The sequence below is a fragment of the Alcaligenes sp. GCM10023179 genome, assembly GCF_042653705.1.
Lineage (GTDB): Bacteria > Pseudomonadota > Gammaproteobacteria > Burkholderiales > Burkholderiaceae_B > Alcaligenes > Alcaligenes phenolicus.
Genome location: NZ_JBHSIQ010000001.1, coordinates 1,457,863 through 1,474,055 on the forward strand (window position 1 = coordinate 1,457,863; position 16,193 = coordinate 1,474,055).

Genomic DNA, 16,193 nt, shown 5'->3' on the forward strand with positions numbered 1-16,193 from the left:
CGGTTTTGCTCGTGCTATTTCACGCAATACGCGCAGCATGGACGGCCTGAGAGGGAACGGAATTAATCATGATAGCGTCATCAGAAACTATGGCGCCGCCGCCCTTGGTTCCGGTGCTGGCGATCGTCGGAGTCGGTTTGATTGGCGGCTCTTTGGCTCTGGCGCTCAAGCGCTCCGGGGCGGTAGGAAAAGTGCTGGGCGTAGGTCGGCAGCTGAAAAGCTTGCGACGTGCCCAAGAACTGGGCCTGATTGACGATGTCGCCACGCTTGAGCAAGCCGCGCAGCAAGCGGACCTGATTGTGTTGGCTACGCCTATCGGGGCCATGGCCTCGGTATTGAAAACCTTGCGTCCCCATCTGCGTGACGACACCTTGATCAGCGACGCAGGTAGCACCAAGGTTGATGTGGTCAGTGTGGCGCGTGATGCGCTGGGTGATCGTATCAGCCAGTTTGTTCCCGGCCACCCCATTGCCGGTGCGGAAACCGTAGGTCCCGAAGCGGCGCGTGCTGATCTGTACGACGGTCGCAACGTCATCTTGACCCCCCTGGAAGAAAACAGTGCCAGCGCACGCGAGCGTTTGATTGCCGTGTGGGAGGCTTGCGGGGCGCGTGTCATGTTGATGGACCCGGCTACGCATGACGAAGTGCTGGCATCGGTCAGTCATGTGCCGCACTTTTTATCCTCGGTTTTTATGTGGCAGGTGGCCTCCAGTGCCAACTCGGATCAGCGCTTTGCCTTGGCAGGAACTGGCTTTCGGGACTTCACCCGCATTGCAGCCGGATCAGCCGAAGTGTGGCGCGATATTTTCCTGAGCAACCGCGAGGCTGTCTTGGGTCAATTGCAGGAAGTACGTCAGGCCCTGGATCAGGCCGAACAGGCTTTGCAGGACCAGGATGGTCAGGCTTTATACGAATTTTTAGAGCGTGCTGCCTTGGCGCGCCGTTTTTGGGCAAGTAGGAGTGGTTTGCAATGAGCCAAAGCGACAGTCTTGTTTTGAACCCCGTCAGCCGCGCTAGCGGACAACTGCAATTGCCAGGGTCCAAGAGCATTTCTAATCGAGCCCTGTTGTTGGCCGCCTTGGCTCAAGGGCAAACACGCCTGGAAGGCTTGCTGCATTCGGACGATACCCGCGTCATGATGGCCGCTCTGCAGCAAATGGGCGTGGCTGTGCAGGACCTGGGGCAGGGCACGGTAGTGATCGACGGTGGGGCTCCTTTTGCGCATCGCGATGCGGATCTGTTTTTGGGTAATGCCGGTACGGCTTTCCGCTCCTTGACCGCTGCTTTGGGCTTGATGGGTGGTCGCTTCAACCTTAGCGGTATTGCCCGCATGCACGAGCGCCCCATTGGGGATCTGGTGGATGCGCTGCGCAGCCTGGGAGCTGAGGTGCAATATCTGGGGGCAGAGGGCTATCCTCCCTTGGCGATTGGTGAGTTGGTACAGGCTGATCAGCGTCGTGTGTCGGTGAAAGGCTCGGTATCCAGCCAGTTCCTGACAGCCTTGTTAATGGCCGCTCCCTTGTTGACTGCTCGTACGGGCCAGCCTTTGCGTATCGAGGTGGAAGGGGAGTTGATCTCTCAGCCTTATATTGAAATCACGCTGGCCATGATGGCGCGTTTCGGTGTGCAGGTGGAGCGCGACGGCTGGAGCAGCTTTACTGTCCCCGCCGATGCAGCTTATGTCAGCCCCGGCTTGTACGTAGTGGAGGGCGATGCTTCGTCCGCTTCGTATTTCATTGCTTTGGGAGCTATTGGCGGTGGCCCGCTACGTATTCAGGGCGTGGGTACAGAAAGTCTGCAAGGCGATATTCAGTTTGCGGATGTGGCCCAAGCCATGGGTGCTCATATCGAGCGTCATGCCAATGAACTGATCGTTTCTGGTCAGTGCGTAGCCAAGGGCGACAAGCTCAAGGCCTTTGATCTGGATTTCAACCATATTCCTGACGCCGCCATGACGGCAGCTGCCATGGCCATGTTTGCTGATGGTCCTTGCACCTTGCGCAATATCGCCAGCTGGCGCGTGAAGGAGACAGACCGTATTGATGCCATGCAGGCCGAATTGCGCAAGCTGGGGGCAACAGTAGCATCCGGGCGGGACTGGCTGACTGTGCATCCTATTGCCGCCGGTCAATGGCGTTCGGCTAGCATCGAAACGTATGATGACCACCGCATTGCCATGTGTTTTTCACTGGCCAGCTTTGGCCCGGTGCCGGTCACCATTCTGGATCCCGGCTGTGTCAGCAAGACGTTCCCCGAGTATTTTTCTGTTTTTGAACAATTGGTGCAGGCATGACAGAGCAGAGCATTCCCGTCATAACCATTGATGGCCCTACCGCTTCCGGTAAAGGGACGATTGCTTCCCTGGTCGCGCAGCGGCTGGGCTGGCATACGCTGGACAGCGGTGCCTTGTATCGCCTGACCGCCTTGTCCTGCCTGCGTCGCGGCGTGGATGTCCAGGACGAGGCCCAGGTCCAGCATGCGGCCCAGAGCCTGAACGTGCATTTTGACTACCCCCATATCTACATGGATGGCGATGACGTCAGCGACGCTATTCGTCAGGAAGAGGTAGGAAATCTGGCCTCTCAGGTGGCGGCCTTGCCTCTGGTGCGTGAGGCACTTTTGCAACGGCAGCGGGATTTTCGCGTTGCCCCCGGTTTGGTGGGCGATGGGCGCGATATGGGCACAGTTGTCTTCCCGGACGCACCTTTAAAGATATTTTTGCTGGCAGATGCGGAGGTGCGAGCCCAAAGACGCTGTAAACAGTTGAGCGAAAAGGGTATTTCTGCTAATCTTACGAGTCTTTTGGCGGACTTGCGTGCGCGCGACGAACGTGATCGTTCTCGAACTCATGCTCCGCTTGTGCCTGCGCCGGGTGCCCACATTGTGGATTCTTCCCAGCTCAGCATCCAGGAAGTTGTAAATAAGGTGCTCGACCTTTGGTCGGGCATTGCGGTCCCGACAGCCTAATCCCGTGCTGATCGGGCTTTGTTCACTCCACCGGGTTCTGCCTGGTGTGTTTTTTATGGCCATTTTGGCTAACGGATTGATTTAATGTCCACTAACCTTCACACAGACGCAACGGGCGGCGAAAGCTTTGCCGATTTGTTTGCAGAAAGCATTAAAAACCAAGACCTGAAAAGCGGCGAAGTTATCTCCGCCGAGGTTCTGCGTATTGACCACAACTACGTTCTGGTCAATGCTGGCCTGAAGTCCGAAGCACTGATCCCTCTGGAAGAGTTCCTGAACGATCAGGGCGAACTGGAAGTTCAAGCTGGTGACTTTGTTTCCGTGGCAATCGACGCCTTCGAAAACGGCTACGGTGACACCATTCTGTCCCGCGACCGCGCCAAGCGTCTGTCGGCCTGGTTGTCCCTCGAGCAAGCGCTTGAGTCCGGCGAACTGGTCAACGGTACCATCACTGGTAAGGTCAAGGGCGGTCTGACCGTCATGACCAACGGCATCCGCGCCTTCTTGCCCGGTTCGCTGGTTGATCTGCGTCCTGTCAAGGACACCACGCCATACGAAGGCAAGACCCTGGAATTCAAGGTCATCAAGCTCGATCGCAAGCGTAACAACGTCGTGTTGTCGCGTCGCGCTGTGCTGGAAGCCTCCATGGGCGAAGAGCGTCAGAAACTGCTGGAAACCCTGTCCGAAGGCGCTATCGTCAAAGGTATCGTCAAGAACATCACCGATTACGGTGCGTTCGTGGATCTGGGCGGCATCGACGGTCTGCTGCACATCACCGATATGGCATGGCGCCGTGTTCGTCACCCATCCGAAGTTCTGCAGGTGGGTCAGGAAATCGAAGCCAAGGTCCTCAAGTTCGATCAGGAAAAGAGCCGCGTCTCCCTGGGCGTCAAGCAGCTGGGCGAAGATCCATGGATCGGTCTGGCACGTCGCTACCCACAAAACACCCGTCTGTTCGGCAAGGTTACCAACCTGACCGACTACGGTGCATTTGTTGAAGTGGAAGACGGTATCGAAGGTCTGGTTCACGTATCCGAAATGGATTGGACCAACAAGAACGTTGACCCACGCAAGGTTGTGACCTTGGGTGAGGAAGTCGAAGTCATGGTTCTGGAAATCGACGAAGATCGTCGTCGTATCTCCTTGGGCATGAAGCAGTGCCGTGCCAACCCATGGGAAGATTTCGCCATCAACTTCAAGCGCGGCGACAAGGTTCGCGGTGGCATCAAGTCCATCACCGACTTCGGCGTGTTTGTTGGTCTGCCTGGCGGCATCGACGGTCTGGTTCACCTGTCCGACCTGTCCTGGTCCGAGACTGGCGAAGAAGCCGTTCGCAACTTCAAGAAGGGCGACGAAGTTGACGCCGTGGTTCTGGGCATCGACACCGACAAAGAGCGCATTTCCCTGGGTATCAAACAGCTGGAAGGCGATCCGTTCAACAACTTCGTAGCAACCTACGACAAGGGTGCCGTGGTTAGCGGCGTCGTCAAGTCCGTGGAAGCCAAGGGTGCTGTTGTAACTCTGTCGCTGGACGTTGAAGGCTACCTGCGCGCCTCCGAGATCTCCTCGGGCCGTGTTGAAGATGCCACGACGGCTCTGAAAGAAGGTCAGGAAATCGAAACCATGATCTTGAGCGTGGATCGCAAGACCCGTTCGATTCAGTTGTCCATCAAGGCTCGTGATACCGCCGAAACCGCTCAATCCATGGCCCGCCTGACCGAAGCCAGCGCTTCGTCCGGTACGACCAATCTGGGTGCTCTGCTGCGTGCCAAGCTGGACCAGCAGCAACGTGACGACGGTTAATCAGCGTGACAAAGTCTGAGCTGATCGCGTTGTTGGCCAGCCGCTATCCGCAGCTGGCTCTGCGCGATATGGATTTCGCCGTGAAAACGGTTTTGGATTCTATGACCCAGGCCCTGGCCAGCGGTCAACGGATCGAAATCCGAGGGTTTGGCAGCTTTTCGCTCTCTACCCGCTCGCCGCGGGTAGGGCGCAATCCCAAATCGGGTGAAAAAGTGATGGTGCCTGGTAAACAGGTGCCGCACTTCAAGGCCGGCAAGGAATTGCGCGAGCGAGTCGATTCTGTCTTTCTCGAGCAAGAGCAAATCGAAGCAGACGACCAGTCGTCTGCCTTCGAGCAGCTCAATGCGAGAGTCCGTCACGGTTAAGACCTACTTGCATACTGATTACACAGGCCCTTTTCAGGGCCTGTTTTGCGTGTGCGCTAAATTCCGCTTGCACGTACAATCAGACATTATAAAAACACTGTTGGAGCCCTAAAAATGCGCTATCTAGTCTGGGTACTGCGTCTGCTCGTTTTTGTGATCGTGCTTCTGTTCGCACTGAAAAACACGGAACCGGTGCAAGTCAGCTTTTTCGCCGAGCATATTATTCAAGACGTTCCGCTGATCGTCGTAATGCTGGCCGCGTTTATTTTAGGTTTGGTGTTGGGGCTGCTTTTGATGGTGGGTGCGGTGATGCGCCGCCGTCGCGAGGTCAACCGCTTGCGCCGCGAAATGGACCGTCTGCAAGACAGACTGGAGCAAGCGCAGCAATCGCCCGTGAATACGGCTGCTGTGGCGCCCGAGACCGTCGCCCCGCTGGCGCCTTTGTAAGTCCTTGGAGTAAACAGTGGATTTTGAAACCTGGTGGTTGGTTTTTGTACCAATTCTATTTGCCTTGGGCTGGGTCGCCGCGCGGGTGGATTTTCGGCAGATGATGTCCGAAACTCGCACCTTGCCGGATTCCTATTTCAAGGGTTTGAACTTCCTGCTCAATGAAGAGCCGGATCGTGCCATTGACGCCTTTGTGGAAGTGGCCAAGCTGGACCCCGAAACCACCGAGCTGCACTTTGCACTGGGTAGCCTGTTTCGCCGTCGTGGTGAAATGGAGCGCGCCATCCGAGTGCATCAAAGTCTGCTGTCGCGCGCTGATCTGCCGGTCGCAGATCGTGAAAATGCCCAGTTTCAGATTGCCCAGGATTTCCTGAAAGCTGGCATGCTGGACCGGGCCGAGGCCGCTTTTGAAGCGGTGCGTGAAACGCGCTTTGCTATTCCGGCCATGCGCGCCTTGATCCGTATTTATGAGTCCGAGCACGATTGGCCGCGTGCCATTGAAGCGGTGCGCCGTTTGCGTGCCTTGGTCGATGAGCCTGTGCCGCAACTGGTGCATTACCAGTGTGAGCAGGCTGAAGGGGCGTTGCAAGGCAAGCAGCCTGATTTTGAACGTGCCGCCAAAGCTTTGGACGAGGCGGATAATGCCATTCGCAAGCTGGGCACGGGCCAAGGCATGTATGCTTCTCAGGCGCGGGTTGCCGGTTTGCGTGCTCGTGTGGCGCGTATGCAAGGCCAGAGCGAGCAGGAGCGGGCTTACCTGGTTTCCATTTTGAGCAGCGCGCCTGAATATGTGGGCCTGTACGCGACCGAGCTGCTGGACAGTTACCGCAAGCTGGGTCGGGGCGAAGAGGGCGTTGCCATGCTGCGCAGTCATTATCAGCAGCATCCCAGCCTGGATATTTTCAATGTGCTGTTCCGTGTTCTGCGCGAACAGGAAGGCCATTTGCAGGCTTGGGCGTTTGCCCGTGATGCCTTGCGTGCCCATCCTTCTTTATTGGGTCTGGACAAGATGCTGGAAGTTGAACTCCAGGATCAAGGGCAGGGCAAGGAAAGTACCGAAGGCGCGGAGGCTGTCGGTGTCGATCAGATTATTGCAGGTGCGGATTTAAGCCTGCTGCGTTCCTTGATACATCGTCACACCCAGCGTCTGGATCGTTATTCCTGCAGTTCTTGCGGTTTTGAGGCTCGCCATTTCTATTGGCAATGTCCCGGCTGCAACTCCTGGGAAACCTATGCACCTCGCCGCCTTGAGGAGCTGAAATGATGACCTTCCCTGGTGAGGCTGTTGCTGCCAGCCGTGTGCTGGTCGTGGGTGACGTCATGCTGGACCGTTACTGGTTTGGCGATGTGGATCGTATCTCCCCCGAAGCACCCGTTCCTGTGGTCAAGATGGGGCGGGTAGAGGACCGTCTGGGTGGTGCCGCCAACGTGGCACGCAATATTGCCGCTTTGGGTGCCCAGGCCAGTCTCTTGGGCGTGATTGGGCAGGACGAAGCGGGCAAGACCGTGCGTGAACTGGCTGAAGCGGACCATGTTCAGGCGCATTGGGTGCAAGATCCGGTCATGCCCACATCGCTGAAGCTGCGCGTGCTGGGGCGTCAGCAACAATTGCTGCGCGTGGATTTTGAAGAAAGCCCGGCCAGCAGCGCTTTGGATCAGTTGCAGCAAAACATGAGCGACTTGCTGGATCAGCATCAGGTGCTGGTCTTGTCGGACTATGCGAAAGGCGCTTTGGCCCAGGTAGAAAGTTTGATTGCGTTGGCACGATCGAAGAACATTCCTGTTCTGGTCGATCCCAAAGGCAAAACCTACGAGCGCTATCAAGGTGCCACTATCCTGACGCCGAATCGTTCGGAAATGCAGGAAGCTGTGGGCGCCTGGAAAGATGAAGATGATTTGATGCGACGCGCTCAAGATTTGCGTCGCAAGCTGAATTTGGAATGCTTGCTGATTACCCGTTCCGAACAAGGGATGACCTTGTTCACCGAGCAGGGGCGTGAGCATGTGGATGCGCAGGCACAAGAGGTGTTCGATGTCTCGGGTGCCGGGGACACGGTATTGGCAACGCTGGCGGTGATGCGAGCGGCGGGTCTGGACTGGTTGCAGGCCATGCGCTGGGCGAACCGCGCGGGTGGTATCGTGGTCGGAAAATTGGGTACGTCCATTGTGACGGCAAAGGAATTGGCATGATCGTAGTGACCGGTGGCGCTGGCTTTATTGGCAGCAATTTGGTGAAAGGCCTGAACCAGCAGGGTGTGACTGACATTCTGGTGGTGGACGACCTGAGCGATGGCGACAAGTTCGTCAATCTGGTGCATGGCCAAATTGCCGACTATATGGACAAGGACGATTTCCGTGCCCGGTTGGCGCGCGACGAGTTCTCCAATATTGAAGCTGTACTGCACCAGGGCGCATGTTCGGATACGACCGAGCGCAATGGTCAGTTCATGATGGACAACAACTACCGCGTGACGCTGGAAATCTTCGAGTACTGCCAGGCCAAGCGTATTCCTCTCTTGTATGCTTCGTCCGCCGCTGTTTACGGTGCGGGTCCCTTGTATGCCGAGGACCTCAGCAACGAAGGGCCGTTGAACGTCTACGGCTATTCCAAGTTTCTGTTCGACCAAGTGCTGCGTCGTCATCTGGATAGTCTGCGTGCGCCAGTGGTCGGCCTGCGTTACTTCAATGTCTATGGTCCACAAGAGCAGCACAAAGGTCGTATGGCCTCGGTGGCTTATCACAATATGCTGCAATACCGTCGCGACGGTCATGTACTCTTGTTTGGTGGCTGGGATGGCTATGTGGATGGCGGTCAGCAACGTGACTTCGTCTTTATTGATGATGTCGTGTCGGTGAATCTGCATTTCCTGGGTCAGGACAAGCAGTCGGGCGTGTTCAACTGCGGTTCGGGACGTGCCCAGCCGTTCAATGATGTAGCCCAGACCGTCGTCAACACCTTGCGTGAGCATGATGGCTTGCCTACTCTGACATTGGAAGAGTTGGTGACGCAGCAGTTTCTGCAATACATCCCGTTTCCCGATGATCTGAAAGGCCGTTATCAAAGCCACACCCAGGCAGACCTGACACAGCTGCGTGCGGCTGGTTACGACAAGCCTTTCCACGATGTACAGACGGGTGTCGCTGAGTACGTACGCCGTCTGCTGCAGTCGGGGGCTCTGCGCTAAGCAGTAGGGCTTTAAAGTCCATGCGGGCTGCCACGCATGGCTAAATGCGGTCTCCGGCCCGCTTTTGCATTCACCCAGGCAGCACCATAAAGGCTTCTTTCCAAGGAGCCTTTATCATGTCTACCTCCCTGATTTTGTCCCCCGTTTCCCATCGCTGGTTGCACTCAATGCAAGGTTGGCGTGCGTCCGTTCTTCGCTTTCTGCTTGCCCTATGCTTATTGGGGCCCTGGAACTTGGCTGCCGCGGTGGATTTGAATACGGCTGATGCTCAACAATTGCAGCAAATTAAAGGTATAGGCCCCCGCACGGCCGAGTTGATTCTGGAGGAGCGCCAGCGGGGTGGCCCTTTCGACTCTTTGCAGGATTTGGCGGACCGGGTCAAAGGGATAGGCGCGAAAAAGATCGTTACGATGGAGCAGTCGGGCCTGAAAGTGGAACCTGCCAAAGCCGCCAGCAAGGCGGTTTCCAATACGGTCGATGCGGATATAAGAAGAAAGCCGTAGCCCTGGGCGTAGACTCGCTTTAAGCTAGTAGTTTGTTTAGTCTGCATGGGCAGTCAGTGCGAGCTGGCTGCCTTCTTGCTCAAGGTAAGAGATTGATCGATGAAAAACTATCCCACCATTGAAGATACCGTTGGCCAAACCCCCTTGGTTCGCTTGCAGCGTATTCCAGGCGAGTTTGGGCAGGCACGCGGTAATGTCGTGTTGGCCAAGCTGGAAGGCAATAACCCTGCCGGTTCGGTGAAAGACCGTGCTGCCAGTTCCATGATTCAAGAGGCCGAGCGCCGCGGTGATATCAAGCCGGGAGACACCTTGATCGAGGCCACCAGTGGCAATACTGGTATTGCCCTGGCCATGATTGCGGCCGTGCGTGGCTACAAAATGATTTTGATCATGCCCGATAACCTGTCGCTGGAGCGTCGTGCTTCCATGACAGCCTATGGCGCGAAGTTGATTCTGACGCCTGCGGATCAAGGCGGTATGGAATATGCCCGTGATCTGGCGTTGAAGATGCAGGCTGAAGGGCAGGGCAAGGTGCTGGATCAGTTTGCCAACAAGGATAATCCAGCGGCGCACGTGCATAGCACCGGCCCGGAAATCTGGCAGCAAACCGATGGTCAGGTCACTCACTTTGTCAGCGCCATGGGCACGACGGGCACCATCATGGGTGTGGGTAATTATTTGCGCAGCCAGAACAGCGGCATAGTGGTGGTGGGGGCTCAGCCTGCACCAGGGGCGCAAATTGCCGGCATTCGTAAATGGCCAGAAGAGTATCTGCCCAAAATTTACGATCCCTCCAAAGTGGATAGGTTCGAGGAAATTGGCCAGCAAGAGGCCGAGATCATGACGCGCCGTATGGCCGCTGAAGAGGGGATCTGTGCCGGTATTTCGTCCGGCGGTGCCTTGGTGGCAGCCATGCGCGTTGCTCAGCGCGTAGAAAACGCCACGATCGTTTTCATTGTGTGTGACCGTGGCGACCGTTACCTGTCTACCGGCATCTTTAATTAATTAGGGTTGCCGTAGCCCATTTGTTTGGCCAGTTCGGAAGCCAGATCGGCGACCGAGCTGGCATAAAAGTAACTGCGGTTGTAATGGGTAATGGCAAAGAAGTTGGGCGTGCCCAGGCGATACTCGGTGGTATTGCGTGGCTCGTCCACCAGGTTCACTACACCTAATTGAGCCTGCTGCCAGGGGCCTGCGTTCTGGCTCTGACCTTTCACCGTCGCACCGGCATTATTCAATTGTGCCCAACTAAGTTTGGGATAAATGCCACCGTCCACCATCGCTTTACTTGCGTTGCTCAATTCGACCGGAGCGAAAACCGGCAGGCCGGGTTCCCAGCCGTGTGCACGCAAGAAGTTGGCAATCGACGCCATGGCATCGGCTGGGTTATTGCGCAGATCAATACGGCCATCTCCATCGCCATCGACGGCATAGCGTATCAAGCTGCCGGGCATGAACTGGGACATACCCATAGCGCCTGCGAACGAGCCTTGAACAATACGTGCGTCCAGCTCGCCTTGATAATGCAATTCGATCAGGTCCGCTAATTGATCACGGAACAACTGGCCACGCTCGGGACGGCTGTCATCCGGATAGGCAAAGCCCAGCGTAAACAAGGCATCCAGCACTTTGAAGTCGCCCATGATTTTGCCGTAGACGGTTTCCACGCCGAGGATGGCCACAATAATAGAGGGCGGTACACCATAGTCTTTGGAAATCTGGTCCAAGGCCAGGCGATGTTTTTGCCAGAACTGGACGCCACCTTGAATGCGGGCCGGGTCTACATTGCGTTTTTTATACGTTACCCAACTGCGCTTGATGCGCCCTTTGGTGGGGCGCATTAATTTGGCGGCGGTCTCGTTATATTGAGCTTGCTGCAACATATCGGTGACGACATCCAGCGGGATCTTGCGTACTGTCGCCACTTCTTGGGCGTAGCTCGCAATGTCATCGTTTAATTCACCGTTTAATTTAAAAAATTGTGTCCGACCAGAGCGAGATTCACCGGCCTGAATGGACGCGGGTTCGGCCAAAGCCTTGATTTCGACGGTGCCGGTTTTTTTTGCCGAGGTCTGGAAAGCCGCGCCGCTGCTGGGTTTGGTGTCCGTGGTCGGAGCTTGGGAAGTGGTTGTGGCGCAGCCGGCAGTGCTCAGCGCGATCAGTACTGCTTGCAAAATTCGAGTGGGTCTGAACATAATCCATCCTCATGGAGACACTATATTTTATCCATCCATCATGCCATTTGCATGAGATGGGCCGATGGCATCCGGAAAGTCCGCAGCGACTGGATGCCATAAACGATCAACTGCTATCAAGCGGTCTGGCATCCTATCTGGCTCAGCGACAGGCAAGGCTGGCGACGGATGAGGATATCTTGCGGGTACACGATGCCGCTTATGTGCAAAAGCTCAAAGAGCAATTGCCGCAGCAGGGGTATTTCAATATCGATCCGGACACCTTGATGAATCCGCACACTCTGGAAGCAGCCTATGCCGCAGCCGGAGCGGGCCTGGATGCGGTCGATGGCGTCATGAACGAAGGGGCGACGGGCGCATTTTGTGCGGTACGACCTCCCGGTCATCATGCCGAGCGGGCGCGGGCGATGGGGTTTTGTTTTTTTAACAATATCGCTGTGGCCGTGGCCTATGCGATGGAAAAATATGGCCTCAAGCGTGTGCTGATCGTGGATTTTGATGTGCACCACGGCAATGGAACCGAGCAGATTTTTGCCGGCGACGAGCGGGTTCTGATGTGCAGTTTCTTTCAGTCTCCGTTTTTTCCTGATTCCTTTCAGGACCCGGCGGCGCAAAACATGGTAAATATACCGGTTGAGGCCTACACCAAGTCTGCTCAGATTATCGATCTGTTCAAACAGGTTTGTTTGCCCCGCATAGAGGCGTTTGCCCCTGAAATTGTCTTTTTCTCGGCCGGCTTTGATGCCCACCGTGAAGATGAAATGGGACAGCTCAGCTTGGTTGAGGCCGATTATGCGGAATTGACCGCTATGGTGGTCCAGGCCAGTGCGCCTAGTGCCGGACAACGTCTGGTCAGTATGCTGGAAGGGGGGTACGATCCCTCGTCCCTGGGGCGCAGCGTGGTGGCTCACATCAAGGCCTTCGCCGGGCTTTAGGCGAGTGGCTTCGGGCTTTGAAATTCTTCTAAAGCCTTATTTCAACAGAATAATTTTTATTTAAGACTGCACTGGAGAACATTACATGAAGGTGTTAGTACCCGTGAAACGCGTAGTTGACTATAACGTCAAGGTGCGCGTGAAATCTGACCAAACCGGGGTGGACATTGCCAATGTGAAAATGTCCATGAACCCCTTTGACGAAATCGCTGTCGAAGAGGCCACTCGCCTCAAAGAAAGCGGTGCAGCCACTGAAGTGATCGCTCTTTCTTGCGGCGTTGCACAAAGCCAGGAAACGCTGCGCACGGCCTTGGCCATTGGTGCGGATCGGGCCACCCTGGTGCAAACCGACGCTGAATTGCAGCCCTTGGCCGTGGCCAAGCTGATCAAGGCCGTGGTGGACAAAGAGCAGCCTCAGCTCGTGATCCTGGGCAAACAGGCGATCGACGACGACGCTAACCAGACTGGTCAGATGCTGGCTGCCTTGCTGGACTGGCCACAAGCCACTTTTGCCAGCAAAGTTGAAGTTTCGGGCGACAGTGTGTCGGTCACTCGTGAAGTGGACGGCGGTCTGGAAACACTGAAACTGAGCTTGCCCGCTGTGATCACCACCGACCTGCGCCTGAACGAGCCTCGTTACGTGACACTGCCCAACATCATGAAGGCCAAGAAAAAGCCTTTGGAAACCCTGACTCCCGAAGAGCTGGGCATTGATGTGGCTCCTCGTATCAAAACTCTGAAAGTGACTGAGCCTCCAGCTCGTGCTGCCGGCATTATGGTGCCCGATGTTGCCACACTGGTCGAGAAACTGAAGAACGAAGCGAAGGTGATTTAAATGGCTATCCTTGTTATTGCCGAGCACGACAATCAGCAGCTGAAGGCTGCAACACTCAACGCCCTGGCTGCCGCTCAGAAGATCGGCGGTGATGTGCATGTTCTGGTCGCAGGTAACCAGGCTGCTGGCGTGGCCCAGGCGGCTACCAAGGCTCAGGGTGTCAGCAAAGTTCTGTTGGCCGATGGCCCTGCATTGGCTGAAGGCCTGGCCGAGAACGTGGCTGCCCAAGTGCTGGCCATCGCCTCCAATTACAGCCACATCCTGTTCCCGGCAACCGCTTCGGGCAAGAACATTGCCCCTCGCGTTGCGGCCAAGCTGGATGTTGCCCAAGTGTCGGACATTTTGTCCGTGGAGTCGGCGGATACCTTCACCCGTCCTATTTATGCCGGTAATGCTGTGGCGACTGTTCAGTCCAGCGATGCCGTTAAAGTGATCACCGTGCGTACCACCGCCTTTGACGCTGTGGCCGCTGAAGGTGGTAGCGCCGCTGTTGAAGAGCTGAGCGCCGTGGCTGATTCGGGCCGTTCTACGTTCGTCAGCCGTGAAGTGGCCAAGAGCGACCGTCCTGAGCTGGCGGGTGCCGGTGTGGTCGTGTCCGGTGGTCGCGGTATGGGCAGCGCCGAAAACTTCAAATTGCTGGACGGTCTGGCTGACAAGTTGGGTGCCGCACTGGGTGCTTCGCGCGCTGCAGTGGACGCCGGCTATGCTCCGAACGACTGGCAGGTGGGTCAGACAGGCAAGATCGTGGCTCCTCAGCTGTACGTGGCCGTGGGTATTTCCGGTGCCATCCAGCACTTGGCTGGCATGAAAGACTCCAAGGTTATCGTGGCGATCAACAAAGATCCCGAAGCGCCTATTTTTGGCGTGGCCGACTACGGTTTGGTCGCGGATCTGTTTGAAGCTGTGCCTGAGTTAGAAAAAGCGCTCTAAGCGCCCATCGGCCTGCTGGGGACTTCTCCAGCAGGCTTTTTTTCAGTGCGTATATCCTAGGGGCCTGATTGTGGCTTCGGTCCTTTTTGTTTCTGTGTAGGAGTGTTCATGACGTATCGTGTACCCACCCAAGACATCCGCTTTGCACTTACAGAGCTGGCTGATCTACCTGGTGTGCTGGAATTGCCTGGCTTTGAGGATTTCTCGGCCGAGTTGATCGATGCCATTATTGATGAGAACGCCCGCTTCGTTGAGCAGGAAGTAGCACCTTTGAACCGTGCCGGTGATCAGAATGGCGCCAAGTGGAATGATGGTGTGGTCACCACCACACCCGGCTTCAAGAAAGCCTTTGAAGAATTTGCAAAAGCTGGCTGGCAGGGTTTGCAGCACGAAGCCGAACTGGGTGGCCAAGGCTTGCCCAAGCTGATCGGCGCCGTGGCATGTGAAAACATCAATGCTGCCAACCTGGCTTTTTCCCTGTGTCCTTTGCTGACCGACGGCGTGATCGAAGCTGTGTCCATGGTTGGCTCGGAAGAACAGAAACAACGTTTCTTGCCTCCTTTGCTGGAAGGCCGCTGGACCGGCACCATGAACTTGACCGAGCCTCAGGCCGGTTCGGATCTGGCCCAGGTTGCCAGCCGTGCTGTTCCTCAGGATGACGGCAGCTACCGCATCAGCGGTCAAAAGATTTTCATCACCTACGGTGAGCACGATATGGCCGAGAACATCGTCCATCTGGTGCTGGCTCGTACGCCTGATGCGCCTGCCGGTGTGAAAGGGATCTCGCTTTTCATCGTGCCCAAGTTCATGGTGAACGACGATGGTTCCGTGGGCGCGCGTAACGATGTCTGGTGTGCTTCGCTGGAGCACAAACTGGGCATCCACGGTAGCCCAACCGCTGTGCTGCTGTACGGCTCGGGCAAGGGTGATGTGGGCGAGGGTGCCGTCGGCTACCTGGTCGGTAAGGAAAACGAAGGCCTGAAGTACATGTTCATCATGATGAACGCGGCCCGTTATGCGGTGGGCGTGCAAGGTATCGCCGTGGCCGAACGTGCATTCCAGCAGGCTCTTGAATACGCCAACGAGCGTGTACAGGGTGCGCCTCTGACTGGCGGCAAGGCCGTGTCGATTGCCCATCACCCCGACGTGCAGCGCATGCTGGTGCAAATGCGTGCTCTGACGGAAGGCTCCCGTGCCTTGGCTTACTTTGCTGCCGGTGTGAACGACAAGGCGCGTCACAGTGCCGACGAAAATGCCCGCAAGCGCTACCAGGCTCTGTATGAGTTCCTGGTGCCTGTGGTCAAGGGTTTCAGCACTGAAATGTCCCTGGAAGTGACTTCCCTGGGCGTGCAGGTGCACGGTGGTATGGGCTTTATCGAGGAAACTGGTGCGGCCCAGCATTACCGTGACTCGCGCATTCTGCCTATCTACGAAGGGACAACCGCGATTCAGGCCAATGACTTCATCGGTCGCAAGGTTCTGCGTGATGCCGGCGCTGTGATCCAGGGTCTGGCTCCCGAGTTGGGCGCAACTGTTGCCAAGTTGCGTGAACGTGCGGCTCAAGGCGGTGATCACAAAGCGGCCTTGACCCTGATCTCCGATCGTCTGGAAGCCGGTGTGAAGAGCGTGGAACGCGCTGCCATGTTCACCTTGATGAACGCTCAGAAAGACCTGCCTGCCGTGTTCCTGGGCAGCGTGCCATTCTTGATGCTGTCCGGCTATGTGCTGACTGGCTGGCAAATGGCCCGTGCCGCTTTGGCTGCGGAGAAAGCATTGAGCGAAGGCAGTCAGGATCCATTCCTGCGCCGCAAGCTCTCGACCAGCGTGTTCTTTGCCAGCCACTTGCTGCCACGTGCCGGTGCCTTGGCACAGTCCGTAGCGGATGGTGTGGAGCTGACTCCTTACCTGTCGACTGAGCTGCTGTAACTCGATCAGCCCCAAGGCATGAAGGCCCGCGCAGCTTCTTTGGCTGCCGGGCCTTTTTTGGGTATATTGATATAACGTTTAATTATTTGAAACGTACTCTTT

General features: G+C 56.4%; 16 protein-coding genes. 15 read left to right on the top strand and 1 reads right to left on the bottom strand.

Annotation, left to right across the window (positions count from 1 at the left end):
- Nucleotides 1-89: 89 nt before the first annotated feature.
- The 11 genes from ACFPDR_RS06520 (at nucleotide 90) to cysM (ending at nucleotide 10,275) form a co-directional block, all read left to right on the top strand.
- A complete protein-coding gene (locus ACFPDR_RS06520) occupies nucleotides 90-974 on the top strand; it encodes a prephenate dehydrogenase (RefSeq protein ID WP_035272684.1) in 885 nt (294 codons plus the stop codon).
- Nucleotides 971-2,293, top strand: a complete 1,323-nt coding sequence (gene aroA, locus ACFPDR_RS06525; RefSeq protein ID WP_376910922.1) for a 3-phosphoshikimate 1-carboxyvinyltransferase — start codon at nucleotides 971-973, stop codon at nucleotides 2,291-2,293. The genes ACFPDR_RS06520 and aroA overlap by 4 nt, the downstream gene beginning before the upstream one ends.
- On the top strand, nucleotides 2,290-2,967 hold the full coding sequence (cmk, locus tag ACFPDR_RS06530) for a (d)CMP kinase (protein ID WP_009463907.1): 678 nt from the start codon (nucleotides 2,290-2,292) through the stop codon (nucleotides 2,965-2,967). The genes aroA and cmk overlap by 4 nt, the downstream gene beginning before the upstream one ends.
- Nucleotides 2,968-3,051: 84 nt before the next feature.
- A complete protein-coding gene (gene rpsA, locus ACFPDR_RS06535; protein ID WP_022983279.1) occupies nucleotides 3,052-4,770 on the top strand; it encodes a 30S ribosomal protein S1 in 1,719 nt (572 codons plus the stop codon).
- 5 nt (nucleotides 4,771-4,775) lie between these two features.
- The gene (locus ACFPDR_RS06540) at nucleotides 4,776-5,135 is read left to right on the top strand and encodes an integration host factor subunit beta (protein ID WP_026482971.1); all 360 of its coding nucleotides are present in this window, start codon (nucleotides 4,776-4,778) and stop codon (nucleotides 5,133-5,135) included.
- Nucleotides 5,136-5,249: 114 nt separating this feature from the next.
- On the top strand, nucleotides 5,250-5,582 hold the full coding sequence (locus ACFPDR_RS06545; RefSeq protein WP_009456012.1) for a lipopolysaccharide assembly protein LapA domain-containing protein: 333 nt from the start codon (nucleotides 5,250-5,252) through the stop codon (nucleotides 5,580-5,582).
- Between the two features lie 16 nt (nucleotides 5,583-5,598).
- A complete protein-coding gene (gene lapB, locus ACFPDR_RS06550) occupies nucleotides 5,599-6,846 on the top strand; it encodes a lipopolysaccharide assembly protein LapB (RefSeq protein ID WP_009456011.1) in 1,248 nt (415 codons plus the stop codon).
- The gene (gene rfaE1, locus ACFPDR_RS06555; protein ID WP_022983278.1) at nucleotides 6,843-7,772 is read left to right on the top strand and encodes a D-glycero-beta-D-manno-heptose-7-phosphate kinase; all 930 of its coding nucleotides are present in this window, start codon (nucleotides 6,843-6,845) and stop codon (nucleotides 7,770-7,772) included. The genes lapB and rfaE1 overlap by 4 nt, the downstream gene beginning before the upstream one ends.
- A complete protein-coding gene (gene rfaD, locus ACFPDR_RS06560; RefSeq protein WP_254002053.1) occupies nucleotides 7,769-8,767 on the top strand; it encodes an ADP-glyceromanno-heptose 6-epimerase in 999 nt (332 codons plus the stop codon). The genes rfaE1 and rfaD overlap by 4 nt, the downstream gene beginning before the upstream one ends.
- Before the next feature lie 116 nt (nucleotides 8,768-8,883).
- Nucleotides 8,884-9,270, top strand: a complete 387-nt coding sequence (locus ACFPDR_RS06565; protein ID WP_115633863.1) for a ComEA family DNA-binding protein — start codon at nucleotides 8,884-8,886, stop codon at nucleotides 9,268-9,270.
- Nucleotides 9,271-9,369: 99 nt separating this feature from the next.
- Nucleotides 9,370-10,275 carry a cysteine synthase CysM gene (cysM, locus tag ACFPDR_RS06570; protein ID WP_088450354.1) on the top strand — a complete coding sequence of 302 codons (906 nt, stop codon included), beginning with the start codon at nucleotides 9,370-9,372 and terminating at the stop codon, nucleotides 10,273-10,275.
- Here cysM and mltB read toward each other — a convergent pair.
- Nucleotides 10,272-11,465 (bottom strand): lytic murein transglycosylase B, encoded by a 1,194-nt coding sequence (mltB, locus tag ACFPDR_RS06575; protein ID WP_009456004.1) that lies wholly within the window; start codon nucleotides 11,463-11,465, stop codon nucleotides 10,272-10,274. The two genes, cysM and mltB, sit on opposite strands and share 4 nt — an antisense overlap.
- 11 nt (nucleotides 11,466-11,476) lie before the next feature.
- Here mltB and ACFPDR_RS06580 point away from each other — a divergent pair, with 11 nt between their 5' ends.
- The 4 genes from ACFPDR_RS06580 to ACFPDR_RS06595 all read left to right on the top strand — a co-directional run bounded on the left by ACFPDR_RS06580 (nucleotide 11,477) and on the right by ACFPDR_RS06595 (nucleotide 16,091).
- Nucleotides 11,477-12,400, top strand: a complete 924-nt coding sequence (locus ACFPDR_RS06580) for a histone deacetylase family protein (protein WP_026482964.1) — start codon at nucleotides 11,477-11,479, stop codon at nucleotides 12,398-12,400.
- Nucleotides 12,401-12,485: 85 nt separating this feature from the next.
- Entirely contained in the window at nucleotides 12,486-13,235 is a 750-nt protein-coding gene (locus ACFPDR_RS06585; RefSeq protein WP_009456000.1) for an electron transfer flavoprotein subunit beta/FixA family protein, read from the top strand.
- Nucleotides 13,236-14,165, top strand: a complete 930-nt coding sequence (locus ACFPDR_RS06590; RefSeq protein ID WP_376910923.1) for an electron transfer flavoprotein subunit alpha/FixB family protein — start codon at nucleotides 13,236-13,238, stop codon at nucleotides 14,163-14,165. It begins immediately after the preceding gene.
- A 108-nt stretch (nucleotides 14,166-14,273) separates the two neighbouring features.
- The gene (locus ACFPDR_RS06595) at nucleotides 14,274-16,091 is read left to right on the top strand and encodes an acyl-CoA dehydrogenase (RefSeq protein ID WP_376910924.1); all 1,818 of its coding nucleotides are present in this window, start codon (nucleotides 14,274-14,276) and stop codon (nucleotides 16,089-16,091) included.
- The last annotated feature ends 102 nt before the right edge of the window (nucleotides 16,092-16,193 follow it).